At 36.3% G+C, this 25,194-nt stretch carries 20 protein-coding genes; 16 read left to right on the top strand and 4 right to left on the bottom strand.

Going from position 1 to position 25,194, the window contains the following annotated elements; translation table 11 throughout:
- Positions 1-78 precede the first annotated feature (78 nt).
- Complete coding sequence (locus tag ABD005_RS06790) at positions 79-2,388, bottom strand: Ig-like domain-containing protein (RefSeq protein WP_343816532.1); 2,310 nt, start codon at positions 2,386-2,388, stop codon at positions 79-81.
- Positions 2,389-2,707: 319 nt separating this feature from the next.
- On the opposite strand from ABD005_RS06790, the gene ABD005_RS06785 reads away from it, so the two are divergent.
- Positions 2,708-4,072 carry a dicarboxylate/amino acid:cation symporter gene (locus ABD005_RS06785; RefSeq protein ID WP_343816531.1) on the top strand — a complete coding sequence of 455 codons (1,365 nt, stop codon included), beginning with the start codon at positions 2,708-2,710 and terminating at the stop codon, positions 4,070-4,072.
- Between the two features lie 393 nt (positions 4,073-4,465).
- Here the strand turns inward: ABD005_RS06785 and sohB are convergent, their stop codons facing one another.
- Both sohB and ABD005_RS06775 read right to left on the bottom strand, forming a co-directional pair.
- Positions 4,466-5,515 carry a protease SohB gene (gene sohB, locus ABD005_RS06780; protein WP_343816530.1) on the bottom strand — a complete coding sequence of 350 codons (1,050 nt, stop codon included), beginning with the start codon at positions 5,513-5,515 and terminating at the stop codon, positions 4,466-4,468.
- A 197-nt stretch (positions 5,516-5,712) separates the two neighbouring features.
- Positions 5,713-8,208, bottom strand: coding sequence for a VolA/Pla-1 family phospholipase (locus tag ABD005_RS06775; RefSeq protein ID WP_343816529.1), 2,496 nt, complete (start codon positions 8,206-8,208; stop codon positions 5,713-5,715).
- A 374-nt stretch (positions 8,209-8,582) separates the two neighbouring features.
- Here ABD005_RS06775 and ABD005_RS06770 point away from each other — a divergent pair, with 374 nt between their 5' ends.
- Positions 8,583-9,320: a YciK family oxidoreductase gene (locus ABD005_RS06770; RefSeq protein WP_343816528.1), complete on the top strand. Its 738-nt coding sequence runs from the start codon at positions 8,583-8,585 to the stop codon at positions 9,318-9,320.
- A gap of 349 nt (positions 9,321-9,669) precedes the next feature.
- Here ABD005_RS06770 and galU read toward each other — a convergent pair whose 3' ends face one another.
- Positions 9,670-10,563 carry a UTP--glucose-1-phosphate uridylyltransferase GalU gene (gene galU, locus ABD005_RS06765; RefSeq protein WP_343816526.1) on the bottom strand — a complete coding sequence of 298 codons (894 nt, stop codon included), beginning with the start codon at positions 10,561-10,563 and terminating at the stop codon, positions 9,670-9,672.
- A 311-nt stretch (positions 10,564-10,874) separates the two neighbouring features.
- On the opposite strand from galU, the gene ABD005_RS06760 reads away from it, so the two are divergent.
- The 14 genes from ABD005_RS06760 to ABD005_RS06695 all read left to right on the top strand — a co-directional run bounded on the left by ABD005_RS06760 (position 10,875) and on the right by ABD005_RS06695 (position 25,131).
- Positions 10,875-11,891 (top strand): Wzz/FepE/Etk N-terminal domain-containing protein, encoded by a 1,017-nt coding sequence (locus tag ABD005_RS06760; protein ID WP_343816524.1) that lies wholly within the window; start codon positions 10,875-10,877, stop codon positions 11,889-11,891.
- Between the two features lie 104 nt (positions 11,892-11,995).
- On the top strand, positions 11,996-13,090 hold the full coding sequence (locus ABD005_RS06755) for an EpsG family protein (protein ID WP_343816523.1): 1,095 nt from the start codon (positions 11,996-11,998) through the stop codon (positions 13,088-13,090).
- Between the two features lie 38 nt (positions 13,091-13,128).
- Complete coding sequence (locus ABD005_RS06750) at positions 13,129-14,067, top strand: glycosyltransferase (protein WP_343816521.1); 939 nt, start codon at positions 13,129-13,131, stop codon at positions 14,065-14,067.
- 3 nt (positions 14,068-14,070) lie between these two features.
- Positions 14,071-15,249 (top strand): glycosyltransferase, encoded by a 1,179-nt coding sequence (locus ABD005_RS06745; protein WP_343816519.1) that lies wholly within the window; start codon positions 14,071-14,073, stop codon positions 15,247-15,249.
- Positions 15,246-15,962, top strand: a complete 717-nt coding sequence (locus ABD005_RS06740) for an acyltransferase (protein ID WP_343816517.1) — start codon at positions 15,246-15,248, stop codon at positions 15,960-15,962. The genes ABD005_RS06745 and ABD005_RS06740 overlap by 4 nt, the downstream gene beginning before the upstream one ends.
- Complete coding sequence (locus ABD005_RS06735; protein WP_343816515.1) at positions 15,955-17,013, top strand: DUF1972 domain-containing protein; 1,059 nt, start codon at positions 15,955-15,957, stop codon at positions 17,011-17,013. The genes ABD005_RS06740 and ABD005_RS06735 overlap by 8 nt, the downstream gene beginning before the upstream one ends.
- Before the next feature lie 26 nt (positions 17,014-17,039).
- Complete coding sequence (gene rfbA / locus ABD005_RS06730) at positions 17,040-17,918, top strand: glucose-1-phosphate thymidylyltransferase RfbA (RefSeq protein ID WP_343816514.1); 879 nt, start codon at positions 17,040-17,042, stop codon at positions 17,916-17,918.
- Positions 17,918-18,466, top strand: coding sequence for a dTDP-4-dehydrorhamnose 3,5-epimerase (rfbC, locus tag ABD005_RS06725; RefSeq protein ID WP_343816512.1), 549 nt, complete (start codon positions 17,918-17,920; stop codon positions 18,464-18,466). Before rfbA ends, rfbC begins: the two co-directional genes overlap by 1 nt.
- Before the next feature lie 36 nt (positions 18,467-18,502).
- A complete protein-coding gene (rfbB, locus tag ABD005_RS06720) occupies positions 18,503-19,564 on the top strand; it encodes a dTDP-glucose 4,6-dehydratase (protein WP_343816509.1) in 1,062 nt (353 codons plus the stop codon).
- Positions 19,565-19,623: 59 nt separating this feature from the next.
- Positions 19,624-20,481 (top strand): dTDP-4-dehydrorhamnose reductase, encoded by an 858-nt coding sequence (gene rfbD / locus ABD005_RS06715; protein WP_343816507.1) that lies wholly within the window; start codon positions 19,624-19,626, stop codon positions 20,479-20,481.
- A gap of 208 nt (positions 20,482-20,689) precedes the next feature.
- Positions 20,690-22,570, top strand: coding sequence for a hypothetical protein (locus tag ABD005_RS06710; protein WP_343816504.1), 1,881 nt, complete (start codon positions 20,690-20,692; stop codon positions 22,568-22,570).
- Positions 22,571-22,599: 29 nt separating this feature from the next.
- Positions 22,600-23,238 (top strand): glycerophosphodiester phosphodiesterase, encoded by a 639-nt coding sequence (locus tag ABD005_RS06705; protein WP_343816501.1) that lies wholly within the window; start codon positions 22,600-22,602, stop codon positions 23,236-23,238.
- Positions 23,239-23,524: 286 nt separating this feature from the next.
- Positions 23,525-24,670 (top strand): non-hydrolyzing UDP-N-acetylglucosamine 2-epimerase, encoded by a 1,146-nt coding sequence (gene wecB, locus ABD005_RS06700; RefSeq protein WP_343816499.1) that lies wholly within the window; start codon positions 23,525-23,527, stop codon positions 24,668-24,670.
- Positions 24,667-25,131: an FAD synthase family protein gene (locus tag ABD005_RS06695; protein ID WP_343816496.1), complete on the top strand. Its 465-nt coding sequence runs from the start codon at positions 24,667-24,669 to the stop codon at positions 25,129-25,131. The genes wecB and ABD005_RS06695 overlap by 4 nt, the downstream gene beginning before the upstream one ends.
- Positions 25,132-25,194: the final 63 nt, after the last annotated feature.

Here is a 25,194-nt window from a genome sequence, read left to right as displayed (position 1 = left end):
TAAATCATTAAAAACAAGAAAGGCTCCAAATGGAGCCTTTCTTAACTTTATAATAACTAAGTAATCAAATTAAAAAACTTAGTTAGGGTCTGTACAGAAAGCAGACATACCAAACGGGCCGCTTGGCCAAAGAAATGCTGCTGGAGCGTTATCTTCATTGGTAACATCTTCACTATTCACTGGTAAGTTAAATAATGCTCGAGAAAAACTTTCTGTGCCATTAACTTCCGTTGAAACAATTAAATCAATATTCGCCCAATAACCAAAAACTTCAGCGTATCGAATATCAATAGTTGCAAAGCCTTGCCCATTAGTTGTTACTGTCCCTTGAGCATTAACAATGTTACCTGGTGTTAATTGGCCATCGTTATTTGTATCTTCTTCTGGTACCGGCACTGCAATATCATCTAAAATACCATTTCCATTAATATCTTCATTTGCGCAGGTTGTAGTATAAACAGGTGCATAATGAGAGAACTCTCCTTTATCTTCAACCACAACCCAATAACCTTTATGGTATTCTTTGGGTATAGCAGAAACCGTAAGTGTTACATTCGAAACAGGGTTTGAATCTATATCTGTCACAAATACAGAGTATTGTTTGTTATAGGTATTGTTGTCTTCTTGTAAAATAGTATTGCCTGTACCTAACTTAATAAATACTTCTCGATCCGCAACGGTTAATTTCACCTCATCAGAAACCTCAGGACTTGAACCTCTTACGGTAGCTGTAATAGAAATAGCATCATGATCTGAGTTGCTATTAGAGGTATATACTGTTGATGCATTACCGTTACTATCTGTAATAGCAAAAGCAGGATTAATTTCACCACCAGTAACATCGTCTAAACTAAAATCAATAGTTTTATTTTTGACTAAGTTACCTGCTTCATCGCGAACTACAACTGATACTGTGGAGGATTGTCCATTAGGGCCGATAGATTTTGGAAATGCTTGAGCAATTAACCGATGTTCTTCATGAGCAACAAACTCAAACTCTAGCTGATTAGATAACTCTATTGCGCCATTTTCACCTATAAAAGTTACTAATGATTTACCAGCATTTTGTGAAGTTAAGGTAGCCGTTACTTTACCATTAACCGTTGTTGCTGAACTTGTCGTTAATGTACCACGTGTAGTGCTAAATTTAACTACTGTGCCATCTGGTACCGGCACAAGATTACTTTGTGCATCAAGCTGCTTCCAAGTTAACGTTATTGAAGCCATATTATTAGAAAGTAACACATCATTAGAAAGTAACACATCAGGAATTTCGCTTACTGCTGGATTAACGCTGCTTGTACCATTACTAAAGCTTGAGAATAAAAATGAATCCGATTGAATAGTTGCTTTTTTAGTTGTCATCGCCCCTAATGAGCTGGCAATAATAGTATTGCTACCTCCAGCAACCCCTTTAACTGGAATAGTAGCTTGACCAACACTATTCGTAGTAACACTAGTAGGTAATTCAACATTTGCAGTACTATCCTCAAGTGAGAGATTTACTTCTGCATTAGCAATACCATTGCCATCAGAGTCGAGTACCTTAACGTTATAGTTATTAATATCATTAATAGCTAACGCCGATGAGCCGTTTAAAGACACGGTTGTACCAACAACATCTACTTTAAGAGTATCAGTAACATTACCACTTGTAATGGTAATAGAGATAGTACGATTACTACTATCTGTTTCTGTCGTTAAAGTTCGACTTATTTTACCTTCTGCATCAGTTGTAGTAGATTTATCAACCTGGCCGCTCTCATCTAATACATAACCTAAATCACCTGATGTAGCTCTAAAAGCAATTTTAACGCCCTCGAGTAAGTTATTATTACTACCTTTTGCGATTGCCGTTAAGGTGATTTTTTGCGCACCACTTGACGCAAGTTGTGTTGAGCTTGCAAGTAGAGTGATATTGTCAGCTACTGGGTCGCCAACTGAGCCACCAGCGCCGCCACCAACACTATCAAAAGCAATTTCAACCGGGGCAACGTCTTCATCATTAATTGAAACCGTTACATTAATACCACCCGTTAGGTTAGTCGCTTTAACCACCATAGTTGCAACACCGCTACTATCGGTTGATTTAGTGCCTGCTGCATTTTCAAGTACCGCTAACGTCTCATCACTTAACTCAAAGGTAACTAATTTACTAGCAACCGCTTCTGTTCCTTGCATTACGGTCGCCGTTAACGTGATATCATTATCACCTGAAAGATCACCGTCTGATTTACTTATTGCAATAGTTATCGTTTCGAGATCAGGGGAAGTAGTACCACCACCATCATTACCACCAGTAAGATCTCCATCACCACCGCCACAAGCTACCAAGGTCATTAAAGACATCAGTAGTAGGCTAAAACTCAACTTTCGAAGTCGCTGCATAAATGCATCCTCTGTTTATTTCTATTAGTATTATTCCCCCATATTAACTGATAAATAACAAAAAGGTACTGCTAAATTAAAAAAAGTTAAAGACTGTAATTACTTAACTATTGAGTAAGCCAAAAGATAAGCATTTAGTTGAAAATAAATTTTTAGAAAAAAATCAAGTACACAATAATGAACATAAGCGTTGATAGCACCTGGTATTTTTTATTACCTATATCATAAGGCTTATTGATAAAGTGGTTTTGTATAAGCGCAATTATTGGTAACCTTAGTGCTATATAACGTTCAACAATAAAAGTAAGCATTTATTCTTATGACAACAAACTCAAATACTCCTGCTGAAAATAAAAAAATGAGCTTAACTGGCCGTATAGTGATTGGCATGATCAGCGGCATTTTACTCGGTACATTTCTCCAGTGGTTAATGCCTGCTGGTAAAGATAAAACTTTTGAACTCTACTTCTTCCAATTATCATTACAAGGCTTTTTAGTTGATGGTGTGCTTGAAGTAATAGGTCAAGTGTTTATGGCCAGCTTACGTATGCTAGTGGTGCCATTAGTTTTTGTCTCGTTAGTCTGTGGGGTTTGTTCACTCAAAGATACCACTAAACTTGGCCGTATTGGTGGTAAAGCTATAGGGCTTTATTTAGCAACGACCGCTATTGCCATCAGCTTAGCTATTTTTGTTGCATTACTCGTTGGCCCAGGTGAAGGCGTCAATATGCCAACCAGCAGTAGTTTTGAGAGCCGAGAAGCGCCTTCTTTAGCACAAGTATTAATTCAAATGTTCCCTACCAATCCTTTTGCTTCATTTGCAGAAGGAAATATGCTGCAAGTTATTATCTTTGCCTTACTTTTTGGAGTAGCTATTGCATTATCAGGTAAGTCGGGTGAGCGTGTCGCCACTTTATTTGAAGATTTAAGCGTGGTAATTATGCGCTTAGTAACTATTTTAATGAATATAGCTCCATATGGTGTGTTTGCACTATTAGCGACCTTATTTACCACAACATCCTTTGAAACAATAGAAAATCTAGCTTGGTATTTTGGCGTTGTATTTTTTGTATTAATTGCGCACGCTCTACTTACCTACCCTATTATTTTGAAGTTATTAACTGGTTTGAACCCGTTAATTTTCATTAAAAAAATGCGTGATGCTGCCATTTTCGCTTTTTCAACCGCAAGCTCTAATGCAACCATTCCGGTAACTTTAGAAACCGCCACTAAAAAATTGGGTGTAAAAAACTCTATCGGCTCATTTACCGTACCGCTGGGTGCAACCATTAATATGGATGGCACCGCGATTATGCAAGGTGTTGCTACTGTATTTATCGCACAAGTATTCAACCAAGATTTAACTTTAACTGATTATATTACGGTTGTATTAACTGCCACTTTAGCCTCAATTGGCACAGCGGGTGTTCCTGGTGTCGGTTTAATTATGCTGGCAATGGTATTAGATCAAGTTGGCTTACCGGTTGAAGGCATAGCATTAATTATTGGTGTTGATAGATTACTTGATATGACACGTACCGCGGTTAACGTTACGGGTGATAGCATGGTCAGTGTTATTGTCGCTAAAAGTGAAAATCAGTTCGATGAAGAGATGTATTTAGATCCTAATGCTGGGCAAAATATAGAGAACATTGATTTCAATCACTTAGATAAACCACAGTAATATTTAACTTATTAAAGGTTATAAATTAAAAAGGGTTAAAGCATTATGCTTTAACCCTTTTTATTTGTAATTTTTTATTTGTAATGATACTGCTAAAGCATCCTTTAATAGATAAGATAGATAAAGTAGTATATCTACCCTGTATCTAAGTAATTATTCAAGCAGTTATCCAAACCTTCAAACTAACTAACCTGAACTCGGTTTAAGAGATATTTAACAAATTGAAATATCAGTAAAAATTACTTTTCTGAGTCTCTAGCTTGATAGTTTTTCTTCTTTTCATATGATAAGCAAGGCAAATTTCGCGTCAATAGCTAGCCTATTGCAAGTAAATTTAACGAAGAAGTTAGGAAAAGTAGCTGCTAGAGAAACATTTGTTAAGTCGAGCTCAGGTTAACTAGGAAATATACGATTACGCTGTAGCAGTTTTCCAATAAAGCTTTCTGCAGATAACGACGCAGCTTTTGAGAATTTATCAGCTAGACCTTTTTTTACTTCATATTTTATAGCAACCACTTTATGGGTTTTACTTTTCGCTTGAAGGTAATCGTCACTAGTTTGAATCGCATCAACTAAACCTAAGGCTAACGCGGTTGTACCAAACCAATGCTCACCCGTTGCCACTTTTTGAATGTCTAGGCTTGGGCGATGTTCATTAACAAAGTCTTTAAATAATACGTGGGTTTCTTCTAGCTCTTCAATGAACTTTTGCTTACCCTTTTCAGTGTTCTCACCAAACATGGTAACTGTGCGTTTAAACTCACCTGCGGTAAATTGCTCAAACTCCACATCATGCTTTTTTAATAGCTTATTAAAATTTGGCACCTGTGCAATAACCCCAATAGAGCCTAATATAGCAAAAGGCGCTGAAATTATTTTATTCGCGACACAAGCCATCATATAGCCGCCACTTGCCGCTACTTTATCAACCGAAACTGTTAATGGGATTTCTTGCTGGCGTAAACGGTCAAGTTGAGATGACGCTAAACCATAACCGTGAACCATACCGCCACCACTTTCAAGGCGTAAAAACACTTCATCTTGTTTAGTGGCTACCGATAAAATAGCTGAGATCTCTTCGCGTAGTGAACTTACCTCTTTAGCATCAATGCTGCCGTTAAAATCAACAACAAACACATGAGCTTTACTCGGTTTTACTTCATCGCCTGATTTAGCTGATTTTTTATCGGCTTTGGCTTTTTCTTTGGCCGCTTTTTTATCTTGCTTCTCTTTTTCTTTAAGTTCTTCTTTCGTTAATAGCGCATGAATAATATCTTGCTCTGTATCTTCAAACTGTTCAGAAAGATCGGTGATATCAAGCTCACCCTTTTTGTGTTGTTGCTTCATTGCTGCACCAGCAATGGCAATGATAATGGCGACAACAGCTAAAACAAAGGTTACCGCTTTAGCTAAAAAAAGTCCGTATTCATATAAAAATTCCAAAAGAGCTCCTGAAAATTAATTGAGTTAATCGTAAAGTTATCGAAGATTTTACACTAATTTAGTTTATTGCACAGGCTTGTCGTTTTTTGAGGTTAAAATTTTTATCAGACATATAAAAAAAACCCTCATACGAGGGTTTCTATTCATGAGTTAATCAGTATTCACCAAACGGTGAGTGACTATAAACTCATATCAAATTACTTAACTAATTCAGTATTAGTAATCGTAATTGCTTGTCCCATTGTTGCAAAGAAAGCAGCAACTTGGGTTTGCATTTCTTGTGTCGCTTGCGCTGTTTTAACAGCATCAGGTGCCGCAGGTACTGCTGCAGGTGTTAAAATAGAGCTATGGTGGCCATATACAAACCTAACAGCACCAGAGCCTTGTGTTGTACTACTCACACTAGGTAAACCTAATAAAGCAATAACCCCTTCAGTACCACCAAGTGGTGATACTGACACTCTATTTGGAATCACTTGATCAGCACAGTTATCTGTTAACGCAATATCCGTACATGTAGGATTACCGACATCGACACCATTACCTACCACTTCAATTAAATGAGTTGGTGTATTAGTCATTGCCATAATACCAGCATAATTCACAGGGTCAGCCGAGTCGACAACCGTTTGCGCCGCAAAACCAAACTGAGCAAAAGTTGCATCTAAACCAGCTTGCTGTTCAGGAGTTAGCGCACTATAGAAAGCCTTAAATGCCGCTCTAAGCTCGGCTTCTGTTGCACCTTCTGGGTAAGCGGCATCAACCATAGCTTTAAAGGCAGGTGAAGCTTTATACGTTAAATTGCCTTTAATTAATGGACTAAAATCGCCAGATTCCATTAAGAAGTTTGCAATCATGGCGCCAGGCATTGCTAAAGAAGCACTCGATACTTTAAATAAACCATCAAGGGCTGGGTTTAGTGGCGTATTAGCTAAAGCTGTAAAATTAACACTGGCAATAGCGCCTAATGAATGACCTACCACTTGCACTTTAGATGCATCTATATCAGCACCAACCACGACATTTAAGCCTAAACGAAGACCAAGCATATCAATTGTTGACTGTCTTAAGTTATCGCGGTTAGTTAATAAGCTCGCTAAATTCATGTAGTGAGTTGCAGAAACCGTTGAAGCACTAATTTCATCATGCTTCATACCATTTTCATCGGTAACATTATCTAAATCAAAACCACGACTACCATGTAACGGGTGGTCAATAGCTACTGTTGCAAAGCCAAAAGCAGATAAGATACCGGTAAGTACTAGCATATCTTCTTTTTTAGAAGTGATACCGTGTTGTAAAATAATAACTGGCCAACCTGATTCTGGTTTTTCGGTTAATGCTGGTAAGCCAAAGCTTGCGCGCACTGCATCAGTAGTAGGAGAAATATCTGGTGTAGTCATTTGTACTTCAAGTACTGACGGATCAGGTATCCATGGAATATCACTTACCGGGCTTGGTGCTGGTACTGGGCTGTATTTAGTTAAGTGACGTTCAACATCAACAGGCATCACTGAACTTAAATCACGTAAACCTGGAGCAGGTAAACCCGCACTTTGAGACACTGCCATACATGTAGCGTCAGACTCACTCAGTGGACCTTCAGGAATAGCTTCTGGGTTGCTTGCAGCAAGACCTGCGAGCATAGCTCCTGAGTCACATAAACTCTTCCATCGTGAGTTCACTGGTGCTGTAGGGTTAGCAATAGAAGGCACCCCTAAATAATAAGGTAATGTAACACTGCCCTTATATAAATTACCGGTTGAATATAAAGCTTTTAAGTTATCTGGCAGCTGTATACCTGAATATTCAAAGGCTTGTGCTACTGAAATACCAGTATCAGCCACTGCAATTACTGGCGGTAAACCGCCTTGTGCTAATGGCGCAGCTAATAATGCTTTAGCGGTAAATAGAACATCATTAGTCGATTGGGTAGTTAAAGCAAAAGTATAGATTAAGCTATCTTTATCAGCGCCAGCAGCAACAACAGCATTTTCATAACTGTTCGTTAAGCCTTGTAATAATAATTGGCTTTCGGTCGCTAATGGAGCGGTTGTAATATCTTGACGTACCAGTTCGTAAGAAATAGCTGGCGCCAGCGAGTTGCCATTATTATCTTTAATATGATTAGTTAACGCGATGACGTAACTGGTTTTTCCGCTCAGCGGTTTGAGAGGAACAATAGCGATTTGGCCATCTGATAACTGAGTAATATAGTCAACACCAAATGTTAACTTATTCACAACCTTACATGCTAAGCCGCGTGTTAAGCTCTGACAGTCAGCGTCGCTTGCATCCCCTCCCATCAAGGTTTCATAAATATGCACAGCTTCTGGGTTATAAACACTTTCAGCATTTAAAGACACACCTTCTGGGTAATCTATCGCGAGTTTAAACGGGTGTGTATTTGACCAACCATCAAGACCATTAATTGAAACACTAGGGTCAGAAAAGTCACTTGAGTCGGCCACAGGTATATTTAATGTACCATCGACGCTACCAGAGAACATTAAATCGTTCGGCACAGATAATCTAGGCTCATCGGCACCGGGATCAAACACAATACGAGCTAATGGCGTAACTGCACTGCCATTATCTATTACCTCTTGTTTTACATCTTCAATTGTTTCGTTATTACAGGCGCTCAAACCAAGTGCGCTAATAATAGCAATACTAAGTGCTAGCTTTTTCATGTAGTTTCCCCATGCCCAATTTTATTAGTTTTATTAATTTTTATTTGATGTTTGTTAACTGCAACCGTTTAAGTAAAGCATTAAAAGCGTAAAAACCCAATGGTATTACCCCTAATATATGAACAAGTTAACTTGTAGGTTAGTTTAACGCACATCAATCACTTTATTTAGGTAATTTCACTTGTTAGACCAGTTAAACTTAACGTAAGATTTATTAATTCGCTAGTGGTTTTTACAATTGTGCTTAAATATTGTCGATAATTAGCATATTTTTTCTTAAAAATTTAACTTTTACTCGTCAATGAAAATACCAACGCGTAGAATAACCGTATATATTTTTCTCTGATTCAACGCCCGACCTAAAAGATCCCAACATGTTTGATTATTCAATAAAAGACGCAGATTTACACAACAAAGTAATTTTAGTTACCGGCGCTGGTGCTGGTATTGGCCGTAGTGCAGCGATTACTTACGCAAAACTAGGTGCTACTGTTATCCTACTTGGTAAAACCGTCAAAAAACTTGAAGCGGTATACGATGAAATTGTTGCGCTTAACTTAGCTGAGCCTGCAATTATCCCTTTAGATTTAAAAGGTGCAACAAAGCAAAACTATATTGATATGTCGAGCACCATCGCAGCGCAATTTGGCAAACTAGACGGTGTGTTATTAAATGCATCAGTTTTAGGCGAGTTAACCCCGTTTAACCAAATACACGAGCAAACCTTTAATGATGTTATGCAAGTTAACGTTACTGCCCAGTATTTATTAGCACAAGCGTTAATACCTACGTTATTATTGGCTGAGAATGCCTCTATGGTATTTACATCTTCGGGAGTTGGTTCACAAGGCCGTGCTTATTGGGGGCCTTATGCAATATCTAAGTTTGCAACCGTTGGTATGATGCAAGTGATTGCCGATGAGTATGAAGGAACCACTTTGCGTGTTAATGCCATAAACCCAGGTGCAACCAGAACCAGTATGCGCTCAAGCGCCTTTCCTGCTGAAGATAAAGAACTATTAGCAACACCTGACGATATTATGCCTGTATATGCTTATTTAATGTCTGATGACAGCATTAAAGAAAATGGCAGCACCTTAAAAGCACAATAAACAACCTGAGCTCGGCTTAACGAATATTTCTCTAGCAGCTATTTTCCCTAACTTATTCGGGAAATTTGCCTTGCTTATCATATGAAAAAAGAAAAACTATCAAACTAGCGATTCATAAAATTGTTTTTTTACTGATATTTCAATAAATTAAATATTTTTCAAACCGAGTTCAGGTTAAATAGCTTTTCAGCTTTAAGCCCTTCAATTCAAAAAACCTTAGTGTTAACAACGAACTTGAGAGCGATAATTAAACAAAAAACGAAACCAATTAGGTTTCGTTTTTTGTTTAATTAACTTTGCTTTGCTTAAGTTAACTTAGTTTGATTTAGCTTAGTTTAGTTAGGCTCATTCAAATTAACGCCTTTAAAAAAGCTTTAAAGTCTTCACCTAGTTCATCATGACGCAGCGCATACTCAACATTGGCCTTCATATAACCCAATTTAGAGCCACAATCGTGCGACTTACCAGTCATATGAAAAGCATCAACAGGCTCTAATGCCATTAAACTAGCAATAGCATCAGTTAACTGAATTTCATCCCCCGCACCAGGTCTTGTTTGCTCAAGTAGCCCCCAGATTTTCTCAGATAAAACATAACGCCCCACTACCGCTAAATTTGACGGAGCTTCATCAATACTCGGTTTTTCAATAACCGCCGTCATCGCTTTAGACTCGCCAGCTAACAGCATTGTTCCACCACAATCAGTAACACCATAATTACTAACATCTTCAATAGCAACAGGCTCAACCATAATTTGGCTTACGCCTGTTTCATGATAACGACCTAGCATGGCAGACAGGTTTTCAGTCTTTAAATCACTACTAGCATCGTCTAAAATCACATCTGGAAGTACAACCACAAAAGGGTTATCGCCAATAATAGGGTAAGCTTTTAGTACTGCATGCCCCAACCCTTTAGCTTCACCCTGTCTGATATGCATAATAGTGACATCTTTAGGACAAATAGCCTGAATTTCATCCAGTAATTGACGCTTTACACGCTTTTCTAAAGTTGTTTCTAACTCAAACGACTTATCAAAATGGTTTTCAATAGCATTTTTTGAGGAATGAGTGACTAAGACAATTTCTTTAATACCCGAAGCGACACACTCATCGACAATGTATTGAATCAAGGGTTTATCAACAATAGGCAGCATTTCTTTAGGAATAGCCTTAGTTGCAGGTAACATCCGGGTACCTAAACCTGCCACAGGGATTACTGCTTTAGTTATTCTAGAGGTCATTTTTCTCATCACGATCAAGGTTTAAAAATTATGAACACATCATAACGAGAAATAATGAAAAAACAATAGGCTTATCTTTGGTAGTCCACCCAAAAATAATCGCGACAACTTAAAAAAAACAAGTAGTTATAAACATTTCCCCCTTAGGGTTTTATTGATAAATGTAGCTCCAAAACGGTTATATTCTTTAAAATATCTCTAAATAAAAACAAAGGCAAACAAGCTTAGGTGTTATCAGCAGTACCTCAATATATATTGAGGTACTGCTGATAACTAAACTCTTTACATAATCTGCTATCTATTCGTATAATATGGAATTATTTTTCGAGATAATCTCAAAATACCACCAATACAACCCTCATAATGAAAGTACCCGAACCGTGCCAAATACATTAGATACCCAAGCTATGAAAAAAACATCTCAACCTCTTTCAAAGTATGATGAAGAGGAAATATTGTGGCGCATTATTTGGGCAAAAAAATTAACTATCATAATAGTAAGCTTTTTATTTGCGGTTGCATCAATATTTTTTGCACTTTCAAAACCCGATATTTATAGAGCCACTACGTTATTATCTCCTGTTTCATCCGATGGTGGCGCTGGTGGCTTATCAGCATTAGCAGGACAATTTGGTGGGCTAGCGAGTATGGCTGGTATTAATCTTAGTGGCGGTGGCGCAGACAATACCGCACTTGCCTTGCAAATAATTCGCTCTCGTTCATTCCTTGAAAAATTCATTATCAAACATGACCTACGAGTACCATTAATTGCAGCAGAAAAATGGAATATTTCATCCAATAAGTTGGTATTAAATACTGAAGTATATGATGAGAGTAATAATAAATGGATCAGACAGGTTAAGCCACCTAAAGAACAAGTTCCTTCTGATTGGGAAGCGTACACTGCTTTTTTAGAATTATTGACTGTTTCTCAAGATGAAAAAACATCAATGGTCACTATCGCAATAGAGTTTTATTCGCCTGAATTAGCTAAACAGTGGTTATCTTGGTTAGTGGCTGACATTAACGAATTTATGAAAATACAAGATCAAAAAGAAGCTGAAGCCTCTATAGAGTATTTAAACGAACAACTGTCAAATATCAAGTTAGCCAGTATGAAAACTGTTTTCTATCAACTCATTGAAGAACAAACAAAAAACATGATGCTTGCACACGTTAGAGACGAGTATGTACTTAAAACAATAGATCCTGCACAAGTACCTGAAATAAAGGCTAAACCTAAACGTGCTTTAATAGTTATTGTTGGTACATTACTAGGTGGCTTTTTATCTGTTTTGTTCGTGTTAGTTAGGTATTATATAAAATAAAAGACACATACCGATAACACATAATAATGCGTTAAAAAATTTGCTAGTGGCAACCCATTTTAACTCTAAAATATTTCGGCACTATTTAATCAATAACAAGTTAATTGGATTTATTTTTGACCCTTTTTTATATACTTCTATTAGTGCTTGCGTTGCTTATAAGTGGATTTGGCTGGTCAAATAAACTAAAAAGGTTAAATGCGCCTTTTTCGTGGTTTTTTATTTATGTTACTTCTATTCTTATTGGCTTTAGAAGCAGATATTCAGGTGTAGATACCACAGCATACTATGAATACTTTAATAATGTTTACCATAGAATAGAACCCAAGTTCACATTTGAGCCAGGATTTACATTTTTAACCAATATATTTACCGAAATTTCGAATGTTGAAATTTATATTTTTTTCTTGAGCTCTAGTCAGCTTATTTTCCTTTATTTATCATCTAAAACATTAAAAATTGATAATAAATTACTTTCTCTTGTACTTTTCCTATCCTTTGTACCAGGGTTTGACCTTATAACCAATGGACTGCGCGGTGGGGTCGCACTATCCTTAGGGTTAATTCTTCTAGTAGCAACGGTGATCAACCATAATCGCTTAGCCATATTGAATTTTTCCCCTGCCCTGATACACGCATCATATATGATTATTGCTTTTATTAGTTTGTTTACGAAGTTTTTTTCAAGTCAAAAAATGAATAAGTTCATTTTCATTTGTAGCCTTATATTTTTTGCCTTATGGCTAGTCGTAAGTCCCTTATCGTTTATGGGAGTATTTCAAGGGACATCAAGAGAAGTTAACTCTGTAGGGCGATTAATTCGCTACCTAATTATTGAAAAAGAACTAATGTCACTTACTGTAAAGTTATACTTTATGTTACTGTCAATTTTCTTATCATCTATTTACTTTTTTGCTTTAAAATTTAATGAAAAGGCTAAAGATGATAATATACTGACCAGAATGGCTTTCATTACCTTATCAGTTCAATTTGTATACGCACTGTTCTCATTTAGCGAATACTCTTATCGGTTTATGTTTTTAGCTTTCCCATTACAAGTATTAATGTTCTCTTATATTTTAGATAAATATTTTTCGGGAACGATAAGAAGCTTAATTGTATTTTCTGTTTGTCTTTTAGGGATAATATCAACTTATAGCACTAAAACATTCTCTTCATTTATACTGTTAGACTTATAAATGCTGTATTTAATCAAGTTCAATAAAGGTTTAATTTTATGGCGTTGAATGTTTCAGTAGCCACATTAACTTATGGTGAAAGAAAAACATTTCTATATCAGGTAGTAGATAGGCTATTAAGCCAGAATTTTTCTGATATATATGTATATTGTAATGGGCTGACTTTAGCTAACTTAACTGAAATTAAAGAAAGGTATAAAAATGATCGTGTCATTATATTATTTTCAGAAACTAATTTAGGCTCTGCAGGTGGCTATTATGAGTTATTAGATTATGTTACTAAGTATAACACCTCTGATTATGTCTTACTGTTAGACGACGATAATTTAGTCCCGCAAAATTGCTATAAAATAATTAGTGATTTAAACATTAAGGATAATGAACTGTATTCTTTTCACCGTTCAGACAGAGCGCGAGCAAAACAAGTAAAGGACTTAGAACAACCCGAGGCGATTATAGGCGGTGCTAACTCATTCTTAGGCCGTGACTTTTTTTCGATATTCCAAACAGGTAAACACATATACCAAGGTGATTTAGCAGCTGCTCCCTACGGCGGGCTTTTATTAAATAGAAAGTCGCTCGATGCTGGAGTACTTCCTAAAAAAGAATTGTATTTATACGCTGATGATTACGAATACACCTATAGATTAGTCACCATGTTTGGTTTTGATATTATTTTTTCTGATGCGGTTTCTATTGAAGATTTAGAGAAAAGCTACCACTTAAAAACAGGTACTAGGTTATTAAGCAATCGCTACAGTCATGCATCTACTATGCAACTTTACTATTCTGTTAGAAATAATACATGGTTAGGTTTAAAGCGAAATAAATCAAAGAGTATTTTTTTATTAAACCTATCTATATGCACGACTCTTTTTTCATTGCAGTTCTTATTTTCTCGTAAGTTTACTAATATAAAATTATTTTTCAAAGCTATAAAAGATGGCTATGTTTTATACAAAAAAAAGGAGGATTAAATAATGCCAATTGTTTTTTTCCCATTCCATGATTATAAATTAAGTCTTGTTGAAGGCTTTAGGACTCGAGATGCTCACATCTATAGTCAGACAATTGATAACAGTAAAAATAAAGTTATTATTGTTAATCGTCCTACTTTATTCTTAGAAGTATTATTAAAGAAAAAAAAACACAAAACTCAAGGTGAAGTAATTTATTCAAATAACTTCATTACTATTCAAAAAGTCACAGAAAAGCTATTTATTATTGATATTATTGATTTCTCTATTTTAAAACCAGTATTCAAAGGCAAGGCTTTCATCAGTGAACTTTATTTTCGTAATACGAGTCGACTTAAAGAAGCATTAAACTTTCTAGACTGTCACTCATTTACTAGTTATGAGTCATCTCCTTTAACTAGAGAAACTGTAAATTTTTTATCTCCTGAGACAAAAGTATTTGATGGAGTCGATAATTTTTGTAAGCATGACTCATATGCACCATTAAGAGAACATTTAAAAGCAGAATACTTTCAAATAATAGATAGCTACGATAAGATATTTTTCAACGGTAAAGACTCCTTAACTTATTTTAATTGTAAAGAAAATGAAAACGTAGAGTTTATGGCGAACGGTGTAGATTACCAGCGTTTTCAAGCAAAACATACTTGCCCTGAATTATATAATGCCAGTAAAAAAAGTAATAAAGATATAGCTGTCTACGCTGGCAAAATGCAATCAATGTTTGATGTCAACCTTGTGAGAGAGCTTGCTACTGCTAATCAACATGTTGATTTTTATTTTCTTGGAAAAATTCTTGAAGGTGAGCCAGATAAAGACCTAGCAGATTTAACGAATGTTATATTTGTTGGTGATGTACATTACGACTTACTTCCTGCTTATATTACGCACGCTACCATATGTATAATACCCTATTTAGTAAATAAACAGCATGGAGGCGACCCTATTAAGTTTTATGAATACTTAGCTTCGGGTAATAAAATTGTTTCTACGCTTATTGGTGATATTCAAAAGTATCATAACAATAGCGATGTATTTATTGTTGATAGGAGTGAGTTCTTATCTTCTTTTAAGAGAGCTTTAAGTAACCCTAACAATAATACCCATAGAGTTATTCCTGAACATATGTCATGGCAATATAAAGCCAGTCACATGTTTGAATTAAGTAAGGCGAAAAATTGATAATCCATTTTACTAACTTTATCATTCAAAAAATAAAAAGTGATCCTAACTATAGACTAGATGAAAAAATCACTTCAATAGTTCTTTGCTCTCTATTATTTTCTCGTTTAATGGCATTTATGCGTGGATTCTTATTTCAAATTATAAGGCTCCGTAAACCTTATTGTATGTTTAAAGGGAGTCGTGTAATTGTTAAGCATAGTGCTATGTTAAAGCTTCATGGCACACTGACCATTGGCTCGGCGGTGACTATAGATTGCCTTGGAACCAAAGGCATTGAATTAGGCCATAATGTTAATATACCTGACAATTGTTTTATACGTTGCACAGGTGTTATTTCTGACTTAGGTATAGGCATAAAAATAGGTAACAACACGGGTTTAGGTCACAACAACTTCATCAACGGTCAAGGGGGAGTAGTCATTGGTGATGATGTTATTGTTGGTCCTGATGTTAAATTTTTATCGGAGAACCACATATTCACCAACTCAAATATCCCGATAAGAAATCAAGGTGTAACAAGAAAAGGTATCGTAATTCTATCGGATGTATGGATTGGCGCAAACGTAACTATCTTAGATGGCGTAACTATAGGAAAAGGTTGTGTTATTGGGGCTGGTAGTGTGGTATCAAAATCGATTCCTGATTTTTCTATTGCAGTAGGTATACCTTGTAGAGTCGTAAAAAAAAGAGAAAATAGTAATAATGAATAAACTTTCAATTTTAGGTACCGTTGGTGTTCCTGCTTGTTACGGCGGTTTTGAAACATTAGTAGAAAACCTACTTGATGACGTAACATCAAATGAAGTACCTGATAAAAAAATTACAGTCTATTGCTCAAGCAAGAGCTACAAGGAACAACCCAAACATTATAAAAACGCCAATTTACGTTATATCCCACTCAATGCAAATGGCGTTCAAAGTATTCCATATGACATTATTTCCCTTATTCATGCCGCTATCATAAAAAGAGCAGACAATATTTTATTGTTGGGTGTCTCAGGTGCTATCTGTTTACCCCTTATTAAAGCTTTTTCCAGTACTAAAATAGTTACTAATATTGATGGTCTTGAGTGGCGCAGAAGTAAATGGGGCAGCTTAACTAAGAGATTTCTGAAATTTTCTGAGAAAATAGCCGTTAAGTTTTCTGATAAGGTAATTGCCGATAACCAAGCAATTGCTGATTATGTAACGCAAGAGTATGGCGTAAGTGCAGAAGTTATTGCTTATGGTGGTGACCATGCACTGACCGCTGATATTCCCCTTTCAGATGAAAACTATGCTCTGGCACTTTGCCGCATAGAACCTGAAAATAATGTTGAAATGATTTTAGAAAGTTTTAGCCATACAAATAAACCATTAAAATTCATTGGTAATTGGGATAACAGTGATTTTGGTCGCCGTATGAAGGCTAAGTATCAAAACATAAAAAATATAGATATAATTGCACCTATATATGATCTTTCAGCATTATTTGAAATACGAAAAAGCTGCTCTTTTTACGTACACGGTCACTCTGCTGGTGGTACTAATCCCTCACTCGTAGAAATGATGCATTTTAATAAAACCGTCATCGCATTTGATTGTAACTATAATAGAGCATCCACAGAAAATGTTGCTTCGTACTTTTCAAATACAGAAGAGTTAACTCATCATATCAACGTATCAAGTGACATTAATAATGCACAAAGCATGCTTGAAATAGCACAACGTCGATATACATGGGAAATTGTTAAACAACAGTACTTTTCTCTATTTAACTAATACTATTAATGAATAAGGTGTAAACCATGCGTAAGGGAATCATTTTAGCCGGAGGTAGTGGTACACGCCTCTACCCACTTACAAAAGTTGTTAGCAAACAACTTATGCCGGTTTACGATAAACCAATGATTTATTACCCACTAGCAACCCTAATGCAAGCGGGTATTCAAGAGATATTAATCATATCAACACCCGAAGAAATTCATAGATACGAAAACCTACTAGGAAATGGTGAGGCTTTTGGCGTCAAGCTATCTTACGCTATTCAACCCAATCCAGACGGGCTAGCTCAAGCCTTTATTATTGCTGAAGACTTTCTAGCTGGCAGCTCTGCTGCATTAGTCCTTGGTGATAATATGTTTTATGGGCACGACTTAACAAAATCATTAAAAAATGCTTGTGCGCAAGAGTCTGGCGGTACAGTTTTTGGTTATCATGTTTCCAACCCTAGAGCTTATGGCGTAGTTGAGTTTAATGATGCTGGTACCGCTATTTCTATTGAAGAAAAACCTGTAGAGCCAAAATCAAATTACGCTGTACCAGGTTTATACTTTTTTGATGCTAATGTTGTTGAGTTTGCTAAAAAAGTCAAACCTTCTGCACGAGGTGAATTAGAAATAACCGACGTTATTGATCAATATTTACAGGCAGGTACATTAAAAGTCGAAATAATGGGTAGAGGTACTGCTTGGTTAGATACTGGTACTCATGATGACTTATTAGCGGCAGCACAATTTATTGCCACAGTAGAGAAGCGCCAAGGATTAAAAGTAAACTGCCCAGAAGAAATAGCTTTTAGGAATGGCTGGATATCAGCCACGAAACTCAAAGAAATAGCACAACCATTACGCAAAAGTGGTTATGGTGAATACCTCTTAAACTTACTTGATGAGAAAATATTTTAGTGAACATTATTGAAACAACAATACCCGATGTAAAAATTCTTGCTCCTAAAGTATTTGGGGATAACAGAGGCTTTTTTCTAGAAACTTTTCGTGATGATTGGTTTAAAGAAAATGTTGCCGATGTTGCCTTTGTGCAAGACAATCACAGTAAATCATCTCATGGCATTTTACGTGGTATGCATTACCAGCTTAAACAAGCTCAAGGAAAGTTAGTACGCGTTATCTCTGGTGAAGTTTATGATGTCGCAGTAGATATGCGTAAAAATAGCCCCAGTTTTGGACAATCATTTGGCACCTTACTTTCAGCAGAAAATAAACGACAAATGTGGGTACCTGCTGGGTTTGCTCATGGCTTTTATGTTACGTCAGAATCAGCAGAGTTTGTTTACAAGTGTACTAATTATTATGCTCCTGAGTTTGAACAAAGCCTTTTATGGAATGACCCTACATTAGCTATAAATTGGCCTATTCCAGCAAATGAGAAGCCATTATTATCCGCTAAAGATGAAGTAGGTAAACTATTTAAAGATGCTGAGTATTACCTTTAGCAACGATGTAAATGAATTTAAAAGTAGAAACATATTATGAGTAAAAAAATCTTCGTTACTGGTGGGGCTGGCTTTATAGGATCTGCGCTAATCCGCTACTTAATTAACGAAACCGACTGTAATGTTTTAAATTTTGATAAACTGACTTACGCTGGTAACTTAGAGTCATTAAAGCCTATTGAAAATAATGAGCGTTATCAGTTTGTTCAAGGCGATATTTGCGACCAAACGTTAGTCACTAAAACGCTTGAGTCGTTTAAGCCAGACTATATAATGCATTTAGCTGCCGAAAGCCATGTTGATCGTTCAATCGATGGCCCTGGTGAATTTATCCAAACGAATATAGTCGGTACTTACGCTTTACTCGAAGCGTCACGTAGTTACTTTTCAACATTAAATGATGAGTATAAAATAAATTTCAGGTTTCATCATATATCAACCGATGAGGTTTATGGTGATTTAGGTGAAACTGGCTTGTTTACCGAAGAAACATCATACGATCCAAGCTCTCCTTACTCTGCATCGAAAGCAGCGTCAGATCACTTAGTAAGAGCTTGGTGTAGAACCTTTAACTTACCTGTGGTAATTACTAACTGCTCAAACAACTATGGTCCTTATCATTTCCCTGAAAAACTTATCCCTCTGGTTATTTTAAATGCCCTTGAAGGTAAAGCATTACCTATATATGGCGACGGTAAACAGGTACGTGATTGGCTGTACGTTGAAGATCATGCCAAAGCATTGTTCTGTGTTGTTGAATCTGGCAAAGTTGGTGAAACCTACAATATTGGCGGCTTTAACGAAAAGCAAAACATTGAAGTGGTAAATACTATTTGTAATCACTTAAATGAATTAGTAGCCAATAAACCCGAAGGTATTAGCGATTTTAATCAGTTAATTACCTACGTTACCGACCGACCAGGGCATGATGTGCGTTACGCCATTGACGCCAATAAAATCAGCAAAGAGCTTGGCTGGAATCCTGAAGAAACATTTTCATCAGGTATAAAGAAAACCGTTGCTTGGTATTTAGCTAACTTAGAATGGTGTAAAAACGTACAAAGCGGGAATTACCAAAGAGAGCGTTTAGGTAATTAAACCTTGTCATCTATTTATTAAGGCAGCTACTACGCTGCCTTTTTTAGGAATTAATTTTTATGAAAGTACTAATTATCGGTAAAAGTGGTCAACTTGCTAACGAACTACTTACCGAGAAACCAAATACTATAGAGATCCTTTGTTTAGGTAGAGCCGATGTAGACATTACAATGTACGAGTCTATTAATAAAGCTATCAGCGACTTTCAGCCCCAAGTGATTATTAATGCTTCAGCGTATACCGCTGTTGATAAAGCAGAGTCAGATCAAAAATCCGCTTATAGCCTTAATCAACATGCAGTCACTAACTTAGCCAAATCAGCTAAACAACACCAAGTAAGATTGCTACATGTATCAACTGATTTTGTATTTGACGGCAATAACAATAAAGCCTACTTGGTTGATGACACAACCAACCCAACCAGTGTTTATGGCGCTTCTAAATTAGCAGGAGAGCAGGAAATATTAACGCTTCATCCTGAAAACAGTGCCATTATTAGAACCTCTTGGCTTTATTCCTCTTTTGGTAATAACTTTGTTAAAACCATGATTAAATTAATGCAAGAAAGAGATGAGTTAGGTGTTGTTTGCGATCAAATAGGCTGCCCTACCTATGCAAAAGGCTTAGCACAGTTTTTATGGTCACTTACTTCACGAGATGTTATTAACCAGCATTATCATTGGAGCGACTATGGTGTTGCCTCTTGGTATGATTTTGCCGTAGCGATTCAAAATACTGCCTTTAACAAAGGTCTACTCACTAAAAAGATAACCATTAAACCTATTCCTGCTAGCAGTTACCCTACTCCGGCAACTAGGCCTACTTTTAGTTTACTTAATGCTAATGAATCATACCAAATAAAAACAAGCAATCACTGGGCTGAACAGTTAGAGCAATGCTTAACAAACCTGGTATAAAAACAGCACGAACATAGCTTTAAATAACTCACAAGCCTCTTTTATAGCCACGATAAAGTCAGCGACAGTATTTACAACATCAATGAAAATACTGTCGCTGATTTAATCAAGTCCCCCCACTAACACTTTATAACCATTTTTTTCTTTTCTTTTCTTTTCTAGTTAATTATTGATAGCATTCATTAAACCAAACAAGGATTCGTTAACAATGAGTATTATCATGTATAAAAAACTATTTTTTAGCTTTGCAATAAGCGTTGCATTTCTTTTAACAGCCTGTGGTGGTGACGATAAACCTATACCCGCTGCCAAGCCTGAAATAATTAGCTTTACGGCCTCAACGACTGAAATCACCGAAGGGGAATCAGTTAAGCTAACGGCCATTTTCAGTAATGGTCAAGGTAGTATAGACGTAGGTGTTGGTAGCATTAACTCCGGCGACTCAAGAACAGTAAAGCCCAATACTCCTACAACATACACACTGACTGTTGAGAATTCTGCTGGGGTTAAACTGACCAGCGCAATTACAATAAACATTGTACGCCTGAAAATTATTGGCGTTACGTCTCCTGTAGATGGAGCTTCAGTACATGATGATGCTTATATTTCCGTGGATGTTGTTGCTATGGACGGGCTTAACCAGGTAACTATTGAAACTGAAGGGCGTAGTGGTAAGCTAACAAGTCAAGGTGGTAGCATGAATAGTAATGTTCAAAGGATTTCAGGTTACTTTTCATTTACCGGATTAGCTGATGGCGACTACATATTAGATATTACCGCACGAGATTATTTAGCAAGAACGGTAACCATTCAAAAACAAGTAACAGTAGATAACTTACCAGAAATTATCATCTCCGAACCTTCTAGTTATGCGTTTGCCAACCCTTACCTTCCTTTAGATATTGCATGTAGTGATGAAGCCACGGGATCGTGCTTAATATCTGTAAAGAATCAAGATACCACCGTTGCCTCAGCAACCAACCAACTCAACCAAACAATTGACTTATCTGACTTTATTGGCGAAGAAGTTATATTGACGATTGAAGGCGATAACAATGCTGGTCAAATAGCGACTAAAAACATCACCGTTTATGTGAATAATGGCGATGTTACTCTTAATCATATAAAAACATTTTCAGATGAAATTATAGATTTTGATGGCGAGCGAGCATTACTTTACAACGATGTACCTTCGGAAAATAAACAACTGCAAATAGCCAACACTTCGAATGATGATATCACCGTAATTGCATTTAATAATGCACACAAAATTTACGCTGACAAAAGCTTATTAACCCCTACAGGCGCAATATTTTCGGCATCAACAGGCTCAACGTATGACTGGAATCATGATGAGTTACTAAACTTAGGGGCTATAAGTAAAGTCAGAGGAACGGGTGATTTTGTTTTATTTCAAACGGCAACAGAGTTATTTAGGAGGCAATTATCTACACAAGCCAATACGCAAATAAATGTATCTATCAGTGATGCCGAAATTTCTGATGATGGCTCAATAGTCGGAGAAAATGATTGGAGCCTACTACTTCTAAAAGAAGGAGTAACAACCCGTATTAACTTACAGCCAGAAAGCTCTGGTACATCTGAAGGCCCTCTTATAGATAACTCTCTTATTTTATACCATGAAACGGGAGCTAACCTAAATGCTAGAAGAATTATATTGCATGATGGCAACAATATGCTTTTTGCAATAACACCAAGCTTTTATTGGGGAGCTACCAACATTTTTTCTCTGGATAAAGGGCGGGATTATAGTATTAACAATGGCTGGATTAGCTATATAGATGGCTCTGACTCAGTAGCAAATCAATTGTGGACTCGAGACCCGCAGGGCAACCTTCTACAAAGAACACACTTTCAACCTGTACATGATATATATGGTCGTCATGTGGGCATCGTACACCTCGCCGACAATGGTGAACTAATGCTTAGCTACAATGGGCAACGCTATTTAAGCAAACCAAATGGAGATATATTTCTAGTAGGCTCTGTGGATTTGGGGACAATCTACTATCAAAATAACACTTGGTTTATGGTAATTAAAGAGAGTTTATTTAAGTTAGTATTATAACAATAGGTAGATTTGGGCAGCTATTAAATATGAATAACAAAATAATAAAATACACCACTGTTTTTTTGTTGTTACTATTAAGTAGCTGTGGAGGTGATAAAACAGAACCTATAATTAAGAGATACATAGAAAGCAGCTCTGTTGCTAAACTTATTTCACATAGAGGATATAATAACAATCAGTTAAATGGCTTTTATAGTGCGATTAAAGACGGCTTTACCCGTCTGGAAGTCGATGTCAGACTACGAAACGGACAAGCAGTTTTACTCCATGATGATATCGACTGTGCTAATTGCTCAACACTCATTGAACTACTGGATTTAGCACAAAATAAAGCCATTACATTATTTATCGAATTCAAAGAGCTTGAAGCGATAGAAATATCACTTGAGCTACTTAATAAATATAATGTTGATATTGTGTTAACTTCCTTTCAAACTGAACATTTAAAGTACTTAAATGCAATATCCAATCACAGCCTAGGCTTTGTCACAAATGAACATTTTAATTTAGAGAACTTACCCTCTATTGATTACCTGATAATAAACCGTAATTATATTGATAAATGCCTCGCATTAATTAAATGTGTCGCTTTTGATGTATCCAACCAAAATCAACTTGATAAAGTCAAATACAAGGTTGATTACGTCATAATTGATAATTTTTAACACCTATTTTTATTATCGCAAAGCTAACCTTCTATGATGCAAAATAAATACGTCATTAAAATATAATAGTCACAACTTATTACTGCAATAATTAACTGAGTTAAGTATAATTACGTTCGATTTATATTAATACTCATATTTCCCAAGTAAATAGAGTAAATAGTTATTAAACTTACATAATAACAAATAGCTTTGTTTCTTCTAAGCCTCACTGAGCATATTAACCATTTAAGCAATTATTTTGTGATTTTGTGTGATTCAAAAAAATTTCAATGAGAATATAATAATGAAAGTTTTAACCGTATTTGGTACTCGTCCTGAAGCTATAAAAATGGCTCCTCTTGTTCATGCACTAAGGAAAGACTCTCGCTTTGAAGCAAAAGTATGCGTAACAGCGCAACACAGAGAAATGCTAGACCAAGTATTAGAGTTATTTGAAATAACGCCCGATTATGACTTAAACTTGATGAAAGCTGGGCAAACATTAAATGACGTGACAGCCAAAATACTACTAGAGTTAAAACCTGTATTACAAGATTTCAAACCCGACATCGTTTTAGTTCATGGTGATACCGCAACAACATTTGCCGCAAGTTTAGCAGCTTATTATGAACAAGTAGCGATTGGTCATGTAGAAGCAGGCCTTCGCACAGGCAATATATATTCTCCTTGGCCAGAAGAAGGCAATCGTAAATTAACCGGCGCTTTAGCTAAACTTCACTTTGCCCCAACAGAAACCTCGAAGCAAAACTTGCTTAATGAAAGTTACCCATCTGGCAACGTGTACGTAACGGGTAATACCGTTATTGATGCACTTTTAATGGTTCAGCATAAAATCAATCAAGATGAACAATTAAATGCACAGTTAAATGCACAATTTTCTATGCTCGACGTTGATAAAAAGCTCATTTTAGTCACAGGTCATAGACGAGAAAGCTTTGGCGGCGGCTTTGAACGTATATGTGAAGCATTAGCCATTACCGCCAAACGATACCCTGAAGCTCAAATTCTCTACCCTATGCACTTAAACCCAAATGTAAGAGAGCCTGTTAACCGTATATTAAAAGGAATAAACAACATATTTCTAATAGATCCTCAACAGTACCTGCCTTTCATTTATTTAATGGACAGAGCTCATATCATTTTAACCGACTCCGGTGGTATTCAAGAAGAAGCGCCAAGTTTAGGTAAACCAGTATTAGTGATGAGAGACACTACAGAAAGACCTGAAGCGGTTGAGGCAGGCACCGTAAAATTAGTAGGTACGAATATAGAAACAATAACATCAGCTATTAATGAGTTAATGGATGAGCCGGCTATTTATCAAAAAATGAGTATTGCTCATAATCCGTATGGTGATGGACAAACCTGCCAGCGAATACTAAACAGTTTAATCACTCACAATAACGAAGGTGACTTAGGAATAAAATGAAAACAGTTATAACGTACGGTACATTCGATTTATTTCATGTTGGCCATATTCGATTATTAAAAAGACTCCGTGCGCTGGGAGACCAGCTTATTGTAGGTATATCATCTGATGAGTTTAATTTATTAAAAGGCAAAAACTCGTTTTTTTCCTATGAAGAGCGAGCAGAAATACTTGAAAGTTGTAAATTTGTATCTAAGGTGTTTCCTGAGCATAATTGGGCACAAAAAAGAGATGATATAATAAAATATGGCGCGTCTATTTTCGCAATGGGGGATGATTGGCATGGCGAATTTGATGATTTACGTGATCTCTGTGAAGTAATATATCTTCCTCGCACAGAAGATGTATCGACAACCGAAATAAAAAAAGCATTATCTAATGTCAACAGTGAAAACTTAGATCAAATAGAGTCATCTTTACATGATGTTATCAATATTGTACGAAGCTTATCTTTAAAATAAATTACCATCGCTTTCAATATACAAAGTAAATAACACACATGGAGAAACTGTGCGAAACAACCT

Source organism: Colwellia asteriadis (assembly GCF_039523295.1).
In the GTDB taxonomy this organism is placed as follows: domain Bacteria; phylum Pseudomonadota; class Gammaproteobacteria; order Enterobacterales; family Alteromonadaceae; genus Colwellia; species Colwellia asteriadis.
This window is presented reverse-complemented; position numbering and strand designations above follow the sequence as displayed.